General features: G+C 65.0%; 14 protein-coding genes and 1 pseudogene. 8 read left to right on the plus strand and 7 right to left on the minus strand.

All coding sequences use genetic code 11. The features are described 5' to 3' along the window. The 4 genes and pseudogenes from Q0319_RS04840 to bcsD all read right to left on the minus strand — a co-directional run. Positions 1 to 286: pseudogene (locus tag Q0319_RS04840) on the minus strand (UDP-forming cellulose synthase catalytic subunit); the annotation flags it as partial. Then, entirely contained in the window at positions 283 to 1056 is a 774-nt protein-coding gene (bcsQ, locus tag Q0319_RS04845; RefSeq protein WP_299451318.1) for a cellulose biosynthesis protein BcsQ, read from the minus strand. The gene bcsQ and the pseudogene Q0319_RS04840, both read right to left, overlap by 4 nt. Beyond that, a complete protein-coding gene (gene bcsP / locus Q0319_RS04850) occupies positions 1053 to 1694 on the minus strand; it encodes a cellulose biosynthesis protein BcsP (RefSeq protein ID WP_299451320.1) in 642 nt (213 codons plus the stop codon). The genes bcsQ and bcsP overlap by 4 nt, the downstream gene beginning before the upstream one ends. 46 nt (positions 1695 to 1740) lie before the next feature. Continuing rightward, positions 1741 to 2199, minus strand: a complete 459-nt coding sequence (bcsD, locus tag Q0319_RS04855) for a cellulose biosynthesis protein BcsD (RefSeq protein ID WP_299451323.1) — start codon at positions 2197 to 2199, stop codon at positions 1741 to 1743. Between the two features lie 347 nt (positions 2200 to 2546). On the opposite strand from bcsD, the gene Q0319_RS04860 reads away from it, so the two are divergent. Further along, the gene (locus tag Q0319_RS04860) at positions 2547 to 3827 is read left to right on the plus strand and encodes a GGDEF domain-containing phosphodiesterase (RefSeq protein ID WP_296468299.1); all 1281 of its coding nucleotides are present in this window, start codon (positions 2547 to 2549) and stop codon (positions 3825 to 3827) included. Between the two features lie 175 nt (positions 3828 to 4002). Here the strand turns inward: Q0319_RS04860 and Q0319_RS04865 are convergent, their stop codons facing one another. Further along, complete coding sequence (locus Q0319_RS04865) at positions 4003 to 7035, minus strand: Rne/Rng family ribonuclease (protein WP_299451327.1); 3033 nt, start codon at positions 7033 to 7035, stop codon at positions 4003 to 4005. Between the two features lie 712 nt (positions 7036 to 7747). Between Q0319_RS04865 and Q0319_RS04870 the strand changes: the two genes are divergently transcribed. From Q0319_RS04870 to sppA, 3 genes are all read left to right on the plus strand, one after another. Continuing rightward, the gene (locus Q0319_RS04870) at positions 7748 to 8743 is read left to right on the plus strand and encodes an RluA family pseudouridine synthase (RefSeq protein WP_299451328.1); all 996 of its coding nucleotides are present in this window, start codon (positions 7748 to 7750) and stop codon (positions 8741 to 8743) included. Next, positions 8740 to 9420, plus strand: a complete 681-nt coding sequence (locus Q0319_RS04875; RefSeq protein WP_299451329.1) for an HAD-IA family hydrolase — start codon at positions 8740 to 8742, stop codon at positions 9418 to 9420. The genes Q0319_RS04870 and Q0319_RS04875 overlap by 4 nt, the downstream gene beginning before the upstream one ends. 84 nt (positions 9421 to 9504) lie before the next feature. Further along, complete coding sequence (gene sppA / locus Q0319_RS04880; protein WP_296470375.1) at positions 9505 to 10491, plus strand: signal peptide peptidase SppA; 987 nt, start codon at positions 9505 to 9507, stop codon at positions 10489 to 10491. Between the two features lie 52 nt (positions 10492 to 10543). Here the strand turns inward: sppA and Q0319_RS04885 are convergent, their stop codons facing one another. After that, a complete protein-coding gene (locus Q0319_RS04885; protein ID WP_299451330.1) occupies positions 10544 to 11269 on the minus strand; it encodes an SAM-dependent methyltransferase in 726 nt (241 codons plus the stop codon). Then, positions 11266 to 11883 carry a Maf family nucleotide pyrophosphatase gene (locus tag Q0319_RS04890; protein ID WP_299451331.1) on the minus strand — a complete coding sequence of 206 codons (618 nt, stop codon included), beginning with the start codon at positions 11881 to 11883 and terminating at the stop codon, positions 11266 to 11268. Before Q0319_RS04890 ends, Q0319_RS04885 begins: the two co-directional genes overlap by 4 nt. A 251-nt stretch (positions 11884 to 12134) precedes the next feature. On the opposite strand from Q0319_RS04890, the gene Q0319_RS04895 reads away from it, so the two are divergent. The 4 genes from Q0319_RS04895 to Q0319_RS04910 all read left to right on the plus strand — a co-directional run bounded on the left by Q0319_RS04895 (position 12135) and on the right by Q0319_RS04910 (position 15440). Then, a complete protein-coding gene (locus tag Q0319_RS04895; RefSeq protein WP_299451332.1) occupies positions 12135 to 12704 on the plus strand; it encodes a DUF177 domain-containing protein in 570 nt (189 codons plus the stop codon). 245 nt (positions 12705 to 12949) lie between these two features. Further along, positions 12950 to 13132 (plus strand): 50S ribosomal protein L32, encoded by a 183-nt coding sequence (gene rpmF, locus Q0319_RS04900; protein ID WP_296471142.1) that lies wholly within the window; start codon positions 12950 to 12952, stop codon positions 13130 to 13132. 218 nt (positions 13133 to 13350) lie between these two features. Then, positions 13351 to 14427, plus strand: a complete 1077-nt coding sequence (gene plsX / locus Q0319_RS04905) for a phosphate acyltransferase PlsX (RefSeq protein WP_299451379.1) — start codon at positions 13351 to 13353, stop codon at positions 14425 to 14427. Then, entirely contained in the window at positions 14424 to 15440 is a 1017-nt protein-coding gene (locus Q0319_RS04910; RefSeq protein ID WP_299451333.1) for a beta-ketoacyl-ACP synthase III, read from the plus strand. Before plsX ends, Q0319_RS04910 begins: the two co-directional genes overlap by 4 nt.

The raw sequence follows: 15440 nt of genomic DNA on the forward strand, positions 1-15440 counted from the left end.
ACCGGAGCGAGGCGGTGACCGACAACACGATCATCGCCAAGGTCGCGAGCCGCCCGGTGGCGGTATTCAATATGAGCGCGAGCGCGAAACAGACGGCTGCGAAAACGAGCTGCTGCTCGAGTTCCAACGGAACCGTGACGGCGAGGGCGAAGAGCAAGGCGCCCAGGATCACGATCGCAAGCCGGGCGACGGGGTGTCGCCAGACTCGCCATTGCGTGACGCGGTCACTCCAACGATCGAGTGTCTCGGAGAGCGTCTTCCGGGGAGGTTGGGGGGCGTCTGTCACGGGGAGGGCCTGAAAGTCGTCAAGGCCTCGGCAATGCTGCGCGCGCAGGCCAAATAGTCTTGCGTCGCCTGGCAGCGCGGGTCGTATTCGAGCACGCTTTGATTGAAAGCCAGCGCTTCGCAAACGGATTGGTCGTGATGGATGGATCCGACGATGCGTTCGCCGAAGTCGGTACGCATGACTTGCGAAACGTCGCGCGCCAACAGCCGCGAGTTGTCCACCTGGTTCAGGACGAACCCGAGGCCGAGGAAGTCCGGCCTGGGGGTGCAGTAAGTCTGGACCAGGTTCTCCATCATGGGCAAGGTGGCGTAGGAGGCCGCGTCCGGCAACATGACGGCGATCGCCAGGTTTGCGGCCGTGAGCGCCGTTTGCATGTAGACCGACGGCCCCGGCGGCGTGTCGACGACGACGAGATCATCTTCGCCCAGGTTCAGTGCCGCCAGCCGTTCGAGCAACCACCCCGGCTGGTTTTCCAGGAGGCTTTCGAAGGCGCGTCGATCTTGCTCGTTGACCGCGCCGTAAGGCATGACCGCAACGCCGGCAGGGCTGAGGATGCCGGCGTTGCGCCAGTCGTCTCCGGCCAGCGTGGCGCGCGAAATGCCCTCGATGCGCTGGGGGTCGCCGCCAAAATGCAGGTGCAGTGCGTTCTGTGGGTCGAGATCCAGGGCCAGGACCTTGTGCCCTTCTTGGGACAGGGCAGTGCTCAGGTTGGCCGTTACTGTGGTCTTGCCGACCCCCCCCTTGGCGGAGAAAACGGCGATGATTTTCACAATCGGTTCAACCTCTGGAGAAGCGAGGCGCTCTTGTTGTTGTCGGTTCCGGTAGCCGCCGGCCGGCCCAGGCGCGCGAAGAGCGCCTGCAGCTCCGTGCCGCCGGCTTCCGCCACGGGAGGTGTGGCCGCGGCGGTCGGGGTTTCGGTCGGCGCAGGAGGAGCGCCGGCAGCTGTCGTCGTGGCGGCGCCCGAGGGGCGGGCAAAGGCCGGCGGCAGGGGCCGTCCGCGCAGCGAACCCGGCCGTGGCGGGATGAATTCTGCCTTGGGCGTTTTTTCTACGGTCGGCGCGACAGGATCCGGGGCCGCCGGAGCGGGAGCCGTAGCAGTCGAAACAGGCGCGGCCGCCGGTACCGGGGCCGAAAGGCGCGGTTCGATGCGCCCGCTGGTGCCGGACGTGCGGAACACGGAAAGGGCTCCGGCCGATGGTTCCGGGCGCGCCGGTTCAGGCGGCGCGCTGCGCTGGGTCGTTCCGACCGGAGGACGCCGTTCGGCCGCACGTTCGGCATCGATGGAAGACAAAAGCGGCCAACGCTCGCGAGACTGGCGGGCCTCGTTGGAGCGGCCGATCTCGTGATATTGCTCGGCCTTTCCTCCGAATTGCTTGAAGAGGTTGGCGATATCGTCGGACTGTTTCATCGTTTTCTTCCTATCGACCGTCACCGCCCGCCAGCGGCTCACGGTATTACCGGCCGAGCCGGAATTCCACGCAGCCCAGAACGTCCAGCTCGGAGGTTTGCCTGACGGTGAGATGCTCTCCCGATCCGAGCTGCTCAAACCATTGCTGATAGGCTCCCTCGAGAAAGGCGGGCGCCCATGACGATGCATGCTGCCCGAAGGCAGCGCGGAGCGGGGAACAATTGTGGTTGAGGCGCAACGAATCGGCCTCTTCTTCTACCGTGACCCACCCCCAATCGTTCGCCATCCATACCTTGCTCATCGCGAACTGGAGGTCGTCCACGGTGCGGCAGGCTTCCAGCGCCGACTGGCCGGCGAATCGACGGCCCACCCGATGCATCAGTGCGCGGAGGTCGGATTCGGAGAGCTGGCTGGCGAATTCCTGAACCAGCGCTGTGAGGAATCCTTTCCATTGCCTGGATGCTTGCCGGTCGCCGAGGTACTCGAGAATTGTCTGGTCCACCATGCTTTTCCCCGCTTTGGGGTGAAAAATAGTGCAGAACTCGAAAGCGACCATGCCTGCATCTACAATTGTTAACATTGTAACGGAAGGGGCGAATGGAGTTGATTCTTGGTCGCGGCGCAATTATGTCGCAATTGGAAGCATTTTGGATGTTGGTAAACACTAACTCGTAAATTCGGTACAAACGAGACAGCCTTGTTCGGAACGCTTGACTATTAGCCATCGCCCATCCTTTTGCGATGCTCGCGCCTATGCGATGATTTCATACCGACCCCTCCGTAGCGTGCAGGCTATGGGCCGGAGAACGAGATTCACGATAGGAACTAGCCTGGTGATTGCCTGTTTCACTGATGTCTATGCCGCCGACGCCTAGAGGGCTCAAGCCTGCCGACACATCCCGAGAGCTTGCCACCGTCGGCAAACGGGCGACTTTGCTTCGCGAGCTGGACGCGCTCATCGCCGACCGCCGGCGAGCCGCCGTGCTGGCCTTGGCCCTCCCCAGCAACGCTGCGCCGCCGGTGCGCAACGAGATCCTGGGCAGGATCCGCCATTTCATCCGGCAGGACGACCTGCTTTGCGTCCTGGACGCCACCAGCCTGGTCATCGTGTTGCGGGATGTCAACGACAGGTCGGGTGCCATCGGCGCTGCCCAACGCCTGTTCCAGCGCTCGTCGCTCTTGCAAATCCTGGGTGCGAGCCGTGGGGGGGCGATGGCGGCGTTCGGCATCGTGATGTTGCCCAGCGATCTTCCCCAGTCTTCCAGCGTGCTGTTGCGCGCCCAGCAGGCGGCCCGATATGCATTGCGCACGCGGGCGCGCTGGGTATGCTGGAGTGACGCCCCGGACGACTTCGACGGCAAGCTGGTCAGCCGCGAAGATTCCTTGGTAACGGAGGTCATGCAAGGCCTGGATCGCGGCGAGTTCGAACTTTTCTATCAACCCCAGCTCGAAACCGGCACCGGCCGGCTGAGGGGGATGGAGGCCCTACTGCGCTGGAACCGCAGGGGCGAGCTGGTCATGCCGAACGATTTCGTGCCCGAGGTCGAGGCGGCAGGACTCAGCACGGTGCTGGGGGCGTGGGTGCTTCGCCGGGCTTGTGAACAGCTTGCCCGCTGGCAGGAGGAAGGGGTTTTCTGCTCGCAGGTGGCCGTCAACCTAAGCGCCGAGCAATTGCGCAGCGATCTGCCGGATGTCGTCTCGGCCGTTCTCAGGGAATACGACGTCGAGCCGGGGCGCCTGGAAATCGAGCTGACAGAGTCCGGGGAGATCGCCGATCACGACGCCGCAATCGACATTACCCGCCGCATCCACGAGATGGGCGTCCGGTTCAGCCTTGACGACTTCGGCAGCGGCTATTCGAATTTCCTTCGGCTGCGCGTGGCACCGTTTACCGCAGTCAAGCTCGACCGGCAGTTCGTCGCCGGCATGCTGCACAACGTTTACGACAAGGAAATGCTGCGGACGGTCATACAGTTTTGCCAGAGCGTCGACATCCGGACCATCGCCGAAGGCGTGGAAACCGCACAGCAGCTCGAGGCCCTCAAGGCCCTGGGATGTGACGCGTGGCAGGGGTTTTTGTGCTCGCCGCCCATGGCGAGCGACGAGGCCGCCGATTTCCTGCGCCGTTTCTGATCCCGCAGCAGTATTGGGGGCGGCGGGCTGGGGCGCAGGCCCCTTTGCCGTTCGGGGGGCGTGAAGCCGGCCGAGTCGCCGGCGCGGCGCTAGGGAACGACAACCGGCATTTGCAGGCGCTAGACGAAAAAATGCCGCACGCCATGCGTGCGGCATTCTTTTTTACTGCCCCACGTCAGGTGCGCAGTTCGGGGCGGGTTTCGACCTGGATCAGCGCTTCGCTCACGACGGGCGGCCGAACGCGGGGTTCGCGGCCCAGCCGGATCGTCGATTCCTGCATGGAATGGCGGGCGGCCGCCAGCTTGGCGCTATCGGTTTCGACCCACTGCATGCCGGCTTGTTCGATGACGCGCAGCAGCTCGTCCCGGGAGGGGTCGGCGTCCGGCTGCGACACAACGATCTGTGTCGGCGTATCGAGAATGGACGCCGCCTGCTCGGCCTTGGCGTTGGCTTCGTCCATGGCGGGAGCCGGCTCGGGTTCGCGCTCGGGCTCGGGAGCCGGGGGCACGTCGGCCACCGCGGCGTCGACCGCCGCAGCGTCGGCCTGGGCGGGCGCCTCCTCCCCTTGGGCCTGGGCCAGCTCGGCCGGCGTTTCGGCTTCCACCGACGCGAAGGCCGCAATGACGGGTGCTTCGTCCACCTCGACCGGAGCCGGAGTGGCTTCCAGGCCCGGCTCACCGGCGGGTTCGGGCGTTTCCGCCGGTTGCGCCGGGGGCTGGACGACCTCGGCCACCACGGGCACGGGCGCATCTACCGGCAGCTCCTCGGCTGCGACGACGATGGGCTCGGAGACGACGGCAGGGGGCTGGGGCGGGACAGCGGCAGCCTCCTGTTGCACGGCTTCGTCGTTGCCCGTGGCCTCGTCGTCCTGCACGGAAGCATCGTCGGCCAATGCGACGCCGGCTTCGCCCTGGCGGCGGCCGCGGCGACCGCGGCGACGGCGGCGTTTGCGCTCGGGTTCACCTTCCTGGGCGCCTTCCGCAACGACGGCCTGGGTTTCCCCCTCATGCTGGGTGACCTCGGCTTGCGCCTCGGCTGCGGCCAGCGTCTGGGGTTCCTCGGCAGGCGCTTCTGGCGCAGGTACGGCGGCCGCTGCCGGAGCCATCGTCGTTGCGGCGGCGGTCACGGCGCCGACGGCTTCCTCGACGGGAAGTTCCTCACGGCGTCCGCCCCTGCGGCGGCGGTTGCGGCCGCGGGTTTCGCCGGACGATTGTTCGGAGTCTTCTACCGGGGCGGGTGCGCTACGCAGCGCGTCTTCTTGTTTGGCGGCACGTGGACGGTCGTCGCGTCGACCTTCGCGGCGAGCGGGGCGGGTGTCTTTGCGCATCTCGTCGCCGTCTTGGCGTTCGCGCTCATCGGCGCGCGGCTCGCGGTTGTCGCGACGGCGGTTGCCTTGCGCATGGCGGCGCCGGTTGCGGGGGTCGCGATCCTCGCGCGCTCCTTCCTTGCGCGGGCGGGCGTCGGTTTCGGCGGGTTCGGGCTGGCCCTTGAACCAACCCATGAGGCGCGAGATGAACCGGGAGAATCCACCGTTCTGCGTTTCGGCCTGCGCAGCTTGTTTCCCACGGCCGTTGGCGCCGTCGGTGGAAGAAGAAACCGGCGCCGGCTGCGCGGGCGTGATGCCCTTGACGATGGCCTCGGGGCGGGGTTTGACCTCGTGCTCCTGGGCCGAGTAGGCGAGGTTGGTCTCGGGGGCCTCGGCAAGCTCGAAGCTGGCCTTGGTGCTCTCCAGGCGCGGATCGTCGTGGCGCAGGCGCTCGATGCGGTGATGCGGCGTATCGAGGTGCTTGTTCGGGATCAGGATGATATTGACCTTCAGGCGCGCTTCCATCTTGGCGATGTCGGTGCGCTTTTCGTTCAGCAGGAAGGTGGCCACCTCCACTGGCACTTGGGCGTGCACGGCAGCGGTGTTCTCCTTCATGGCTTCTTCCTGGATCAGGCGCAGCACCTGGAGGGCGCTGGACTCGGTATCGCGGATGACGCCGGTGCCGTTGCAGCGCGGGCAGGTGATGTGGGACCCCTCGTTCAGCGCGGGGCGCAGCCGCTGGCGCGACAGCTCCATCAGGCCGAAGCGGGAGATCTTGCCCATTTGCACGCGGGCGCGGTCGAAATGGAGGGCTTCGCGCAGCCGCTGCTCCACGGCGCGCTGGTTCTTGCTGTCCTCCATGTCGATGAAGTCGATGACGATCAGGCCGCCCAGGTCACGCAGGCGGAGCTGGCGAGCCACTTCGTCGGCCGCTTCCAGGTTGGTGCGCAGCGCGGTTTCTTCGATGTCGCTGCCCTTGGTGGCGCGGGCCGAGTTGACGTCCACCGCGACCAACGCTTCGGTGTGGTCGATGACGACCGCCCCGCCCGAGGGCAGGGGCACCGTGCGGGCGTAGGCCGTCTCGATCTGGTGCTCGATCTGGAAGCGCGAGAACAGCGGCACGTCGTCGCGGTAGCGTTTCACGCGCTGGACGTTGTCCGGCATGACCACGCTCATGAACGCGCAGGCCTGGTCGGCGATATCGTCGGTATCGATGAGGATTTCGCCGATATCGGGCGAGAAATAGTCGCGAATGGCCCGGATGACCAGGCTGGATTCGAGGTAGATCAGGATCGGGCCGGCGTTCTCCCGGGCGGCGTTGTCGATGGCCGTCCACAGCTGCATCAGGTAGGAGAGGTCCCATTGCAGCTCTTCCACGGTACGGCCGATGCCGGCCGTACGCGCGATGATGCTCATGCCCGGCGGAACCTGGAGCTGCTCCATGGTTTCGCGCAGTTCCTGCCGGTCTTCGCCTTCGACGCGGCGGGAGACGCCGCCCCCGCGCGGGTTGTTGGGCATCAGCACCAGATAGCGGCCGGCGAGCGAAATGAAGGTGGTCAGGGCGGCGCCTTTGTTGCCGCGTTCCTCCTTTTCGACCTGGACGATTAGCTCCTGGCCTTCGTGCAAGACGTCCTGGATGCGGGCGCTACGTACGTCCACCCCCTCCTTGAAGTAGCTGCGGGCGATTTCCTTGAAGGGGAGAAAGCCGTGGCGCTCTTCGCCGTAGTTGACGAAGCAGGCTTCCAAGCTGGGTTCGATGCGGGTGACGACGCCTTTGTAAATGTTGCCTTTGCGTTGTTCGCGTCCGGCGGTTTCGATGTCGAGGTCGATGAGCTTTTGCCCATCGACGATGGCAACGCGCAGTTCTTCCTGGTGCGTTGCGTTAAACAGCATGCGCTTCATGTACGAAGTTCTCCGTGGTCGTGTCGCGCCGAAAAACCGGCGCGCAGCCTCGGGCCGTCAGGAAGATGCGCGATTCGCGGAGCGAGTGGAGAGAACCGGTGCGCGAAGTGCCGCACCACGCCGATTCAGGTCACGATGACCGGCTGGGCGGGTGTGCGCGAGGTCGGGAAAGAGCGCAGGCACCGTGGATGCCGCAGCCATTGCCCTGGAACCGCAGCCTGCGGTGGGGACGATGGACGATTGCGGGATCGAAATCAGGGTTGTTCACGGTTTGTGCGAGCCAGACAGGCACGCCTCATGGGCGAGCCTTTGCGTATACGACGACGGTTTCTCTTCTTACTAGCGTTCGCGGGCGCATATCCGTCGTTGCTTGGCTGGCTCCAGTTCTGGATGCCATTGCGGTGCGACGAGCGGGCGACCATGACGACCCGGAAGAATCCGGCGGGCGGGACGGGTACAATTCCGGCACACCTTGCGACCTGTCCAGACCCGGCGGTGCTGCCAAGGCTGCACGGCCAACCGCGAGACGTCGGCGGCATGCCGCAGCTACACGGGCACCGCGGCCGGGTTTCGGAAAGGTCTCACGCACGTCAGGCGGAAACGCCGCGACAAGCGCGTCTCGACGCCGGAAGTGCGGACTAGGGACATGCGGTCAACGTGTGCGTCAACCCTGTGCTCCAACCCGCCTGATTCCATCAGGCTTCAGGATTATATGTCGCTCCCATTGTTGCGCAAAGCGAAATTCTCTGCCGGTAGATCCCGCCCGGCCCCGCCTTCGGAAACGCCTCCGGCCCCCTCGGTGCGGCTAGTGGAGGTAGACGAAGCGCACGACGGCCAGCGGCTCGACAATTACCTGCTGCGCTTGTGCAAAGGCGTGCCGAAAAGCCACCTTTACAAGGCCATACGCGGGGGCGAGGTGCGCGTCAACCGGGGGCGGGTGGCGGTCGATTACCGGATTGCCGTGGGCGACGTGATCCGCGTGCCGCCGTTTCGCATTCCGGAGGCGCCCGTGCGTTTCGTGCCGCCCACGGAATTTCCCACCGTTTATGAAGACGATGCCCTGCTGGCGATCGACAAGCCCGCCGGCGTTGCCGTGCATGGCGGAAGCGGCGTGGATTTCGGCGTCATCGAACAGCTGCGGCGCGCGCGTCCCCAGGCCCGCTTCCTGGAGCTGGTGCACCGCCTGGACCGAGACACCTCAGGCCTGCTGCTGGTGGCCAAGAAGCGCAGCGCGTTGGTCGGCCTGCACCAATCCCTCAGGGAGGGAAGGTGGAACAAGCATTACCTGGCGCTGGTGGCGGGAGACTGGGTCAATGAGCGGCAGCACGTGCGCAAGCCCCTCACCAAGTGGTCTACCCAGTCAGGGGAGCGGCGGGTGAAGGTAGACCCGGCGGGGCAGCCCGCCCATACCATTTTTACGCTCAAGCGCAGGTACGGCGCCTATTCGCTGCTTGACGCCGAACTCAAGACCGGCCGGACGCACCAAATCCGGGTACATTTGTCCAGCTGCGGCTTTCCCATCGTCGGGGATGACAAGTACGGCGACGAACTCGCGACCGCGGATGCCGTCCAGCGGGGCTTCCGCCGGATGTTCCTGCACGCGCATTCCTTGCGCCTGCCTCATCCGTTGACCGGGGAGCCTCTGGAATTCGAGGCGGCCCTGCCGGAAGATTGCATCAAATTCCTACAGCAACTGGAAAACCCATGACCCGACCCGCCGAGGGCTACTCGCTCATCGTGTTCGATTGGGATGGCACTTTGATGGATTCGACACCGACCATCATTGCCGCGATCCAGGCCGCCTGCCGTGACCTGGGGCTTCCCGCGCCGCCTGACGAGGCGGCTGCGTGGGTAATCGGCCTGAGCCTGCAGGATGCCCTGCTGGCGGCCGTGCCCACCCTGCAGCAGTCGCAGGTGCCCGATTTCGTCGCGCGCTACCGCTTTCATTACCTGACCCGCGACCCGCAACTAAAACTGTTTGACGGGGCGGAACAGGTGCTGGCGTCCCTGGCTGAACGGGGGGCCCGGCTCGCCGTGGCGACCGGCAAGAGCCGGGCAGGGTTGGACCGCGCGCTGAAAGCCACCGGCATAGGCCATTATTTCGATACCACCCGCTGCGCCGACGAAACCTTTTCCAAGCCGCATCCGGCCATGTTGTTGGAAATCATGCGCGAATTGGACGTGGATCCCGCCGGTGCGGTCATGGTGGGGGACACATCGCATGACCTTCACATGGCGCGCAATGCGGGCATCCATGGCGTTGGCGTCACCTATGGGGCCCATGCCCGCGAGGAGCTCGCTAGCTGCGGTCCCCAGGCCCTGGTAGGCAGCGTGCGCGAGCTCGACGCATGGCTGTCAGGCCGCGTCGCAGCGCTGGCGAGATAGGCGCCGCCGGGGGCAGAGTTGCCCTATCCTATGCAACCTCCATCCCCGCCCAAATTCATTCATACCCTATAGCGAGTGTTTTCCATGTCCGACGATGTCCGTCCCGCTCAGCCGACCGACTCCGTGTCACGCGTTCCGGGCGAATGGGAGCGAGAAGTGCTGGAGAAACTGGTCTTCGCGTCACTCAAGGAGCAGCGGGCGAAACGCCGCTGGACCATCTTCTTTCGGCTCGTCATGTTGGCCATCGTGGCCATGATCGTGCTCAGCGTGAGTGGGGTACTTTTCGGCGGATCGGGCTCCGCGCCGGGTCCGCACACGGCCTTGATCGACGTCGAAGGCGTCATCGACGCCGGGGGCGAGGCCAGCGCGGAAAAGATCAATGCCGCGCTCCAAGCCGCGTTCGACGAGGACGCGGTCAAGGGCGTCGTGCTGCGCATCAACAGTCCCGGAGGTAGCCCGGTGCAGGCGGGCATGATTTATGACGAAATCCGGCGGCTGCGCCGCCAGTATCCCGACAAGCCGGTCTATGCGGTGGTCGAGGAAATCTGCGCATCGGGCGGCTATTACGTTGCCGCGGCCGCAGACAAGATCTTCGTCAACCAGGCCAGCGTTGTCGGCTCGATCGGCGTGATCATGGAAGGTTTTGGCTTTACCGGCCTGATGGAGAAGCTCGGCGTCGAGCGGCGGCTGGTGGTGTCCGGCGAAAACAAGGCGCTCCTGGATCCGTTTTCGCCGCGCAATCCTGCCCAGCAGGCTCACGCGCAGGCGCTCGTGGATGAGATATACAAGCAGTTCGTCGCCGCCGTGCGCGAAGGTCGGGGCGAACGCCTGCATGAGACGCCAGACATGTTCACCGGCTTGATCTGGACGGGCGCCAAGAGCGTCGAGCTTGGCCTGGCCGACGAGCTGGGCACGGTGGACAGCGTCGCCCGCGACGTCATCAAGGCTGATGCCGTCGTGGATTACACGGTACGCGAGAACTTCGCCGAACGCGTTGCCAAGCGCGTAGGCGTGGCCTTTGGTGCCGGGCTGGCCAAGACCGGATTGAGCCGCCTCTGGCACTGGCGGTGACCGGGGCCGGCCTTGGCTTTTCCGCGCGTTGCGGGATGTACGCGCAAGTGCATCATTTCCTTGCGAGAAAGAGGAACAACGTCGGCTGCTTGTCGAGCTGGGGCGCCGGCTGCCGTTTCCAATCGGCGATGCTGAGTGTCTTGATCCACTCTCTATCCGTGGTCAGAGAGCGGGCCACGCACAGCAGCGTCGTGGGTCGCAGGGTGGCCAGTAGCGCGGCATGCATGGCGGCGTTTCGATAAGGCGTCTCGATCAGCATCTGCGTTTGGTTGTACCGGGCCGATGCCTGCTCCCAATCGCGTAGCTGGCGCGCTCGCTCGGCGGCGTCCACCGGCGCGTAGCCATGGAACGCGAAGCGCTGGCCGTCGAGGCCGCTGGCCATGAGGCCGAGCAAAAGGGATGATGGGCCGACCCAAGGCTGGACGCGGATGCCCATTTCGTGCGCCGCCCGCGCGACGCGGGCGCCGGGGTCGGCGACGGCCGGGCAGCCGGCCTCGGAAACCAGTCCGATTCGTCCGCCCGCGGCGACAGGCTTGAGCCAGGCCGCTATGTCACGCTCGTCGGTCTTCGCATCGAGCGTGTGAATCGTGATTTCCTGTATGGGCCGCACGGTGCCGATGGCTTTCAGGAATGCGCGGGCGGTTTTCGCGTTTTCGGCGATGTAGGTGTCCAATTGTCCAGCGAGCGTGCGCGCCTCGGCCGGCAGCCAGCGCTCAGGAGGCGCGTCGCCCAGGGAGACAGGGATGAGATGCAGAGTGCCTGGTGCAGGTGCGTTCATGCGCGCGGCGCCTCCAGCGCGTCGAGGGGGTCAAGGCCGAATCCGGCCAGCAGCCGTGTCAGGGCGATCAAGGGCAGTCCGATCAGCGCGGTGGGGTCGTCGCTTTCAATGCGTTCCATGAGCGCAATGCCGAGCGATTCGGCCTTGGCGCTGCCGGCCGTATCGAAGGGCCGTTCGGCCGCGAGATAGGCGCGCAGGGCGCGGTCGGGGACATCGCGCAGCCTGCAGCGGGTCTCGACGGTGGCGCATTCGACGCGCTCGCCATCGTCGACGGCCACGGCGGTGTAAAAAGTCACCGTGTTGCCGCGCATGGCGCGCAGTTGCGCCAGCGCGCGATCGAAATCGCCCGGTTTGCCGATTACGCCTTCTCCCAGTGTGGCGACTTGGTCCGACCCGATCACCAGCGCGCCGGGGTGGAGCCGCCCGACCGCGCGCGCCTTGGACTTGGCAAGGCGCAGGGCCAGCGCGGCCGGCGCTTCGCCGGGTTGCGGCGTTTCGTCGACGCCAGGTGCCACCACGGCGAACGGCAGGCGCAAGCGCTCGAGCAGCTCGCGCCGATAGGGTGAGGTAGAAGCGAGGATCAGCGGCCGCAGGCCGGTTGGGTGTTCGGACATGAAAGCAGCAGGACGGGGTAAGTGATTGACTTGTTTGACTGTTTTTGAATTTTCGCGCTATTATCCACTGTTTTCCCGAGCTACCTTTTCCTTTTGGCGCTTGCGCGACTTTCCGGCGCGAGAGAGGGGCTGGTTAATCCGGTCGGTTTCCTTTTGAGCTTTCGGCCCAGTGTTTTTTTGGGGTTGGCGCGCTTTGAGGTGGATGGTTGTGGTTCGGGGAGCGTAGCGGAATTCATTCCGGGAAGCATGTCGTGAAAGACGTCAGCGAAGCCGGCGCGGTGCGCCATATCGACGCGTTCGAGTTCGTCAGGCTCGGCCGCAAGGTCGAGGGTCGTGCTCCCCTGGTTCGATTCGTGCGCCTTCTCGAGGGGTTTCCCGAGCAGGATCCCGCGGCGCAGGTGCACTGGTCGGCGGCGGCCGATCGCGGCCCGCTCGGCGAGCCGTTGATCCGGCTCGGCGTTGAAACGGTACTCACCCTGCAATGCCAGCGGTGCCTCGGGCCCCTGGCGATGCCTATTGCGTCCCAGGTGGCATTGCAGTTGGTCGAGAGCGAGGCTGAGCTCGACGCTCCCGATGTCTTCGACGAGTCCGATTTGGAAGAAATCGGGACGGAGCGGGATTTCGAAAAGGTGCTGGGGTCGCGCAAGTTCGACCTGCTCGAGCAGGTCGAGGATGAATTGATCTTGAGCGTCCCTTATGTGCCTCGGCACGACGTGTGCCCCGCCGAGGGCGGCAAATCCGGCGAGGAGCCGGAGAAGCGGCCCTCGCCGTTTGCGGTGCTGGCCGAGCTGAAGGCTCGGTCGGGAGATGTCGGCAAATAAGCGACATTTTTTTTGTGTATAGTCGCAGCGGGCGTGTCCTCCGGGTTGTTGGGCGGGCAAGCGCGATGCGGGCGAATGCGTGCTTGATGCAAGCGCGTTCGTAGTAATTAGGGTTTTTGGACGGCGTTTCGGGCAAGCCTGCGCAGGCCGCCGTCATTCAATTGAAAAAGCAGGTTTCAGAACTCGCGGCGGTTACGCGTAGGCTTCTGGCTTACAATGCGCGCCGTTCCTAGGAGTCTAGTCACATGGCCGTTCAGCAAAACAAGAAGTCGCCCTCCAAGCGTGGTATGCATCGCGCCCACGATTTCCTTACCAATCCTCCCATTGCGGTGGAGCCCACCACGGGCGAAACGCACCTGCGCCACCACATCAGTCCCAACGGCATTTATCGCGGTCGCAAAGTCCTCAAGACCAAGAACGACGAGTGATACAGGCCGACCCTGGGCAGTCGCTTGCGCTGGGGTCGTCACTCAGTGGTGGAATGCGGGCGCCGATGGGTCGGCATTCCACCCCTGGGCACTTGCGGAACCTTTTCTCCGGTCTTGTCTGTCCCGCCGAGCGATTTGCCGATGACTGATGCAGCACTCGTCTGTAGCGGTTCGGGCGATCGTCGCGGTCGCGGATGGGCGTCTCTGCGTCCATGGCTATGATCCGTATCGCGATCGATTGCATGGGGGGCGATTTCGGCCTTCCTGTGACGATTCCCGCTGCCCTGACGTTTGCTGCCCGCCATCCCGGCACCGAATTGCTGCTGGTCGGCTTGGCCGACCAGATCGAGGCAGGCTTGGCTCGCGCCCATGCGTCCGCCGCACAGCGCGAGCGGCTGCGCATCGTGCCCGCCTCGGAAGTCGTCACCATGGACGACAAGGTCGAGGTCGCACTGCGCCGGAAGAAGGATTCCTCCATGCGCGTTGCGGCCGAGCTCGTTCGCGACGGGAAAGCCGACGCGTGCGTGTCTGCCGGCAATACGGGCGCATGGATGGCAATCTCGCGCTATGTACTGAAGACGCTCGACGGCATCGATCGTCCCGCCATCGCCAAAGCCATTCCCAATCAATTGGGAGGCATGACCGTCATCCTCGACCTGGGGGCCAACGTCGATTGCACGGCGGATCACCTGCTGCAGTTCGCCATGATGGGGTCTGCGCTGGTGTCGAGCGTGGGGCACCAGGAGCGGCCTTCCGTCGGGTTGCTCAATATTGGCGAAGAGGCCATCAAGGGCAACGACGTCGTCAAGCAGGCGGCGGAGCTGCTGCGCAGCAGTCCGTTGAACTTTTACGGCAACGTCGAAGGCAACGACATCTTCAAGGGTACGGTGGACGTCGTCGTCTGCGACGGCTTTGTTGGTAACATCGTACTCAAGTCCACGGAAGGCCTGGCCAAGATGCTGGGCGTCTTCATCAAAGAAGAATTCAAGAGAAACCTGTTCACGTTGTTGATGGGCGCCATCGCCACGCCGGTGTTGAATCGTTTCCGCCAGCGCGTGGATCCTCGCCGCTACAACGGGGCGGCGCTGCTAGGGTTGCGCGGCGTCGTCATCAAGAGCCATGGTTCAGCCGATACCTATGCGTTTGAGTGGGCGTTGCAGGACGCTTACGACGCTGTCGAAAGCGGTCTGCTCGCCAGGACGTCGCAGACCATTGCGCAGATGACGAGCATGCCGGCCGGCGGAACCCAGCAGGAGGCCGGCATAGCGCCGGCCTCGCATGGAGAAAGTGCATGAGTGCAACAGTGACGCGTCCGTCGGGCAATCCCACTACTGCGGTTTGGTCGAGAATCATCGGATCCGGCAGTTGCCTGCCCGAACGCGTGGTCAGCAATGATGAACTCGCCGCCGAGCTCGCTCAACGCGGAATCCAAACCTCGGATGCCTGGATCGTCGAGCGGACCGGAATTCGCCAGCGCCATATCGCGGCGCGCGGGGTGACTTCCAGTGAGCTGGGCGTGCAGGCTGCTCGGCGCGCGCTTGCCGACGCGGGCATCGAGGCCGCCGACCTCGACCTGATCGTGGTGGCCACCTCCACGCCGGATTTCGTGTTTCCCAGCACGGCTTGTCTGATCCAGGCCCAGCTTGGAGCTTCGCGTGCCGCGGCATTTGACGTCCAGGCCGTGTGCACGGGCTTCATCTATGCGCTGACCACCGCCGACAGCTTTGTGCGTGCAGGGCGCGCCCGTACCGCTCTGGTCATCGGCGCGGAGGTGTTCTCCCGCATTCTCGACTGGAATGACCGTTCTACTTGCGTGCTGTTCGGCGATGGCGCCGGCGCCGTGGTGCTCCAGGCTTCGCCCGAGCCCGGCGTGATGGCGGCCAAGCTGCATGCCGACGGTTCGCAGACCAAGATTCTTTGCGCTGCCGGCAACGTCGCCTATGGTGAGGTGACGGGCGATCCCTTCCTGCGCATGGAAGGGCAGGCGGTCTTCAAGCAGGCGGTCACGGTGCTGGAGCGCGTGGCGCACGAGGTGGTCGACGAGGCAGGCGTGCCGCTGTCCGACGTGGATTGGCTCATTCCCCACCAGGCGAATGTCCGCATCCTCAATGCCACCGCCAAGCGCCTCGGCATTCCTCTCGAGCGCGTCATCTCGACTGTCGACCTGCATGCCAATACCTCGGCGGCGAGCGTGCCCCTGGCCCTCGACGTGGCCCGGCGCGACGGGCGCGTCAAGCGGGGGGACTTGGTGATGCTGCAGGGGGTGGGCGGCGGATTTACCTGGGGCGCCGTGCTCGCACGCATGTGA

The sequence above is a fragment of the uncultured Pigmentiphaga sp. genome (genome assembly GCF_937950555.1).
Lineage (GTDB): Bacteria > Pseudomonadota > Gammaproteobacteria > Burkholderiales > Burkholderiaceae_B > Pigmentiphaga.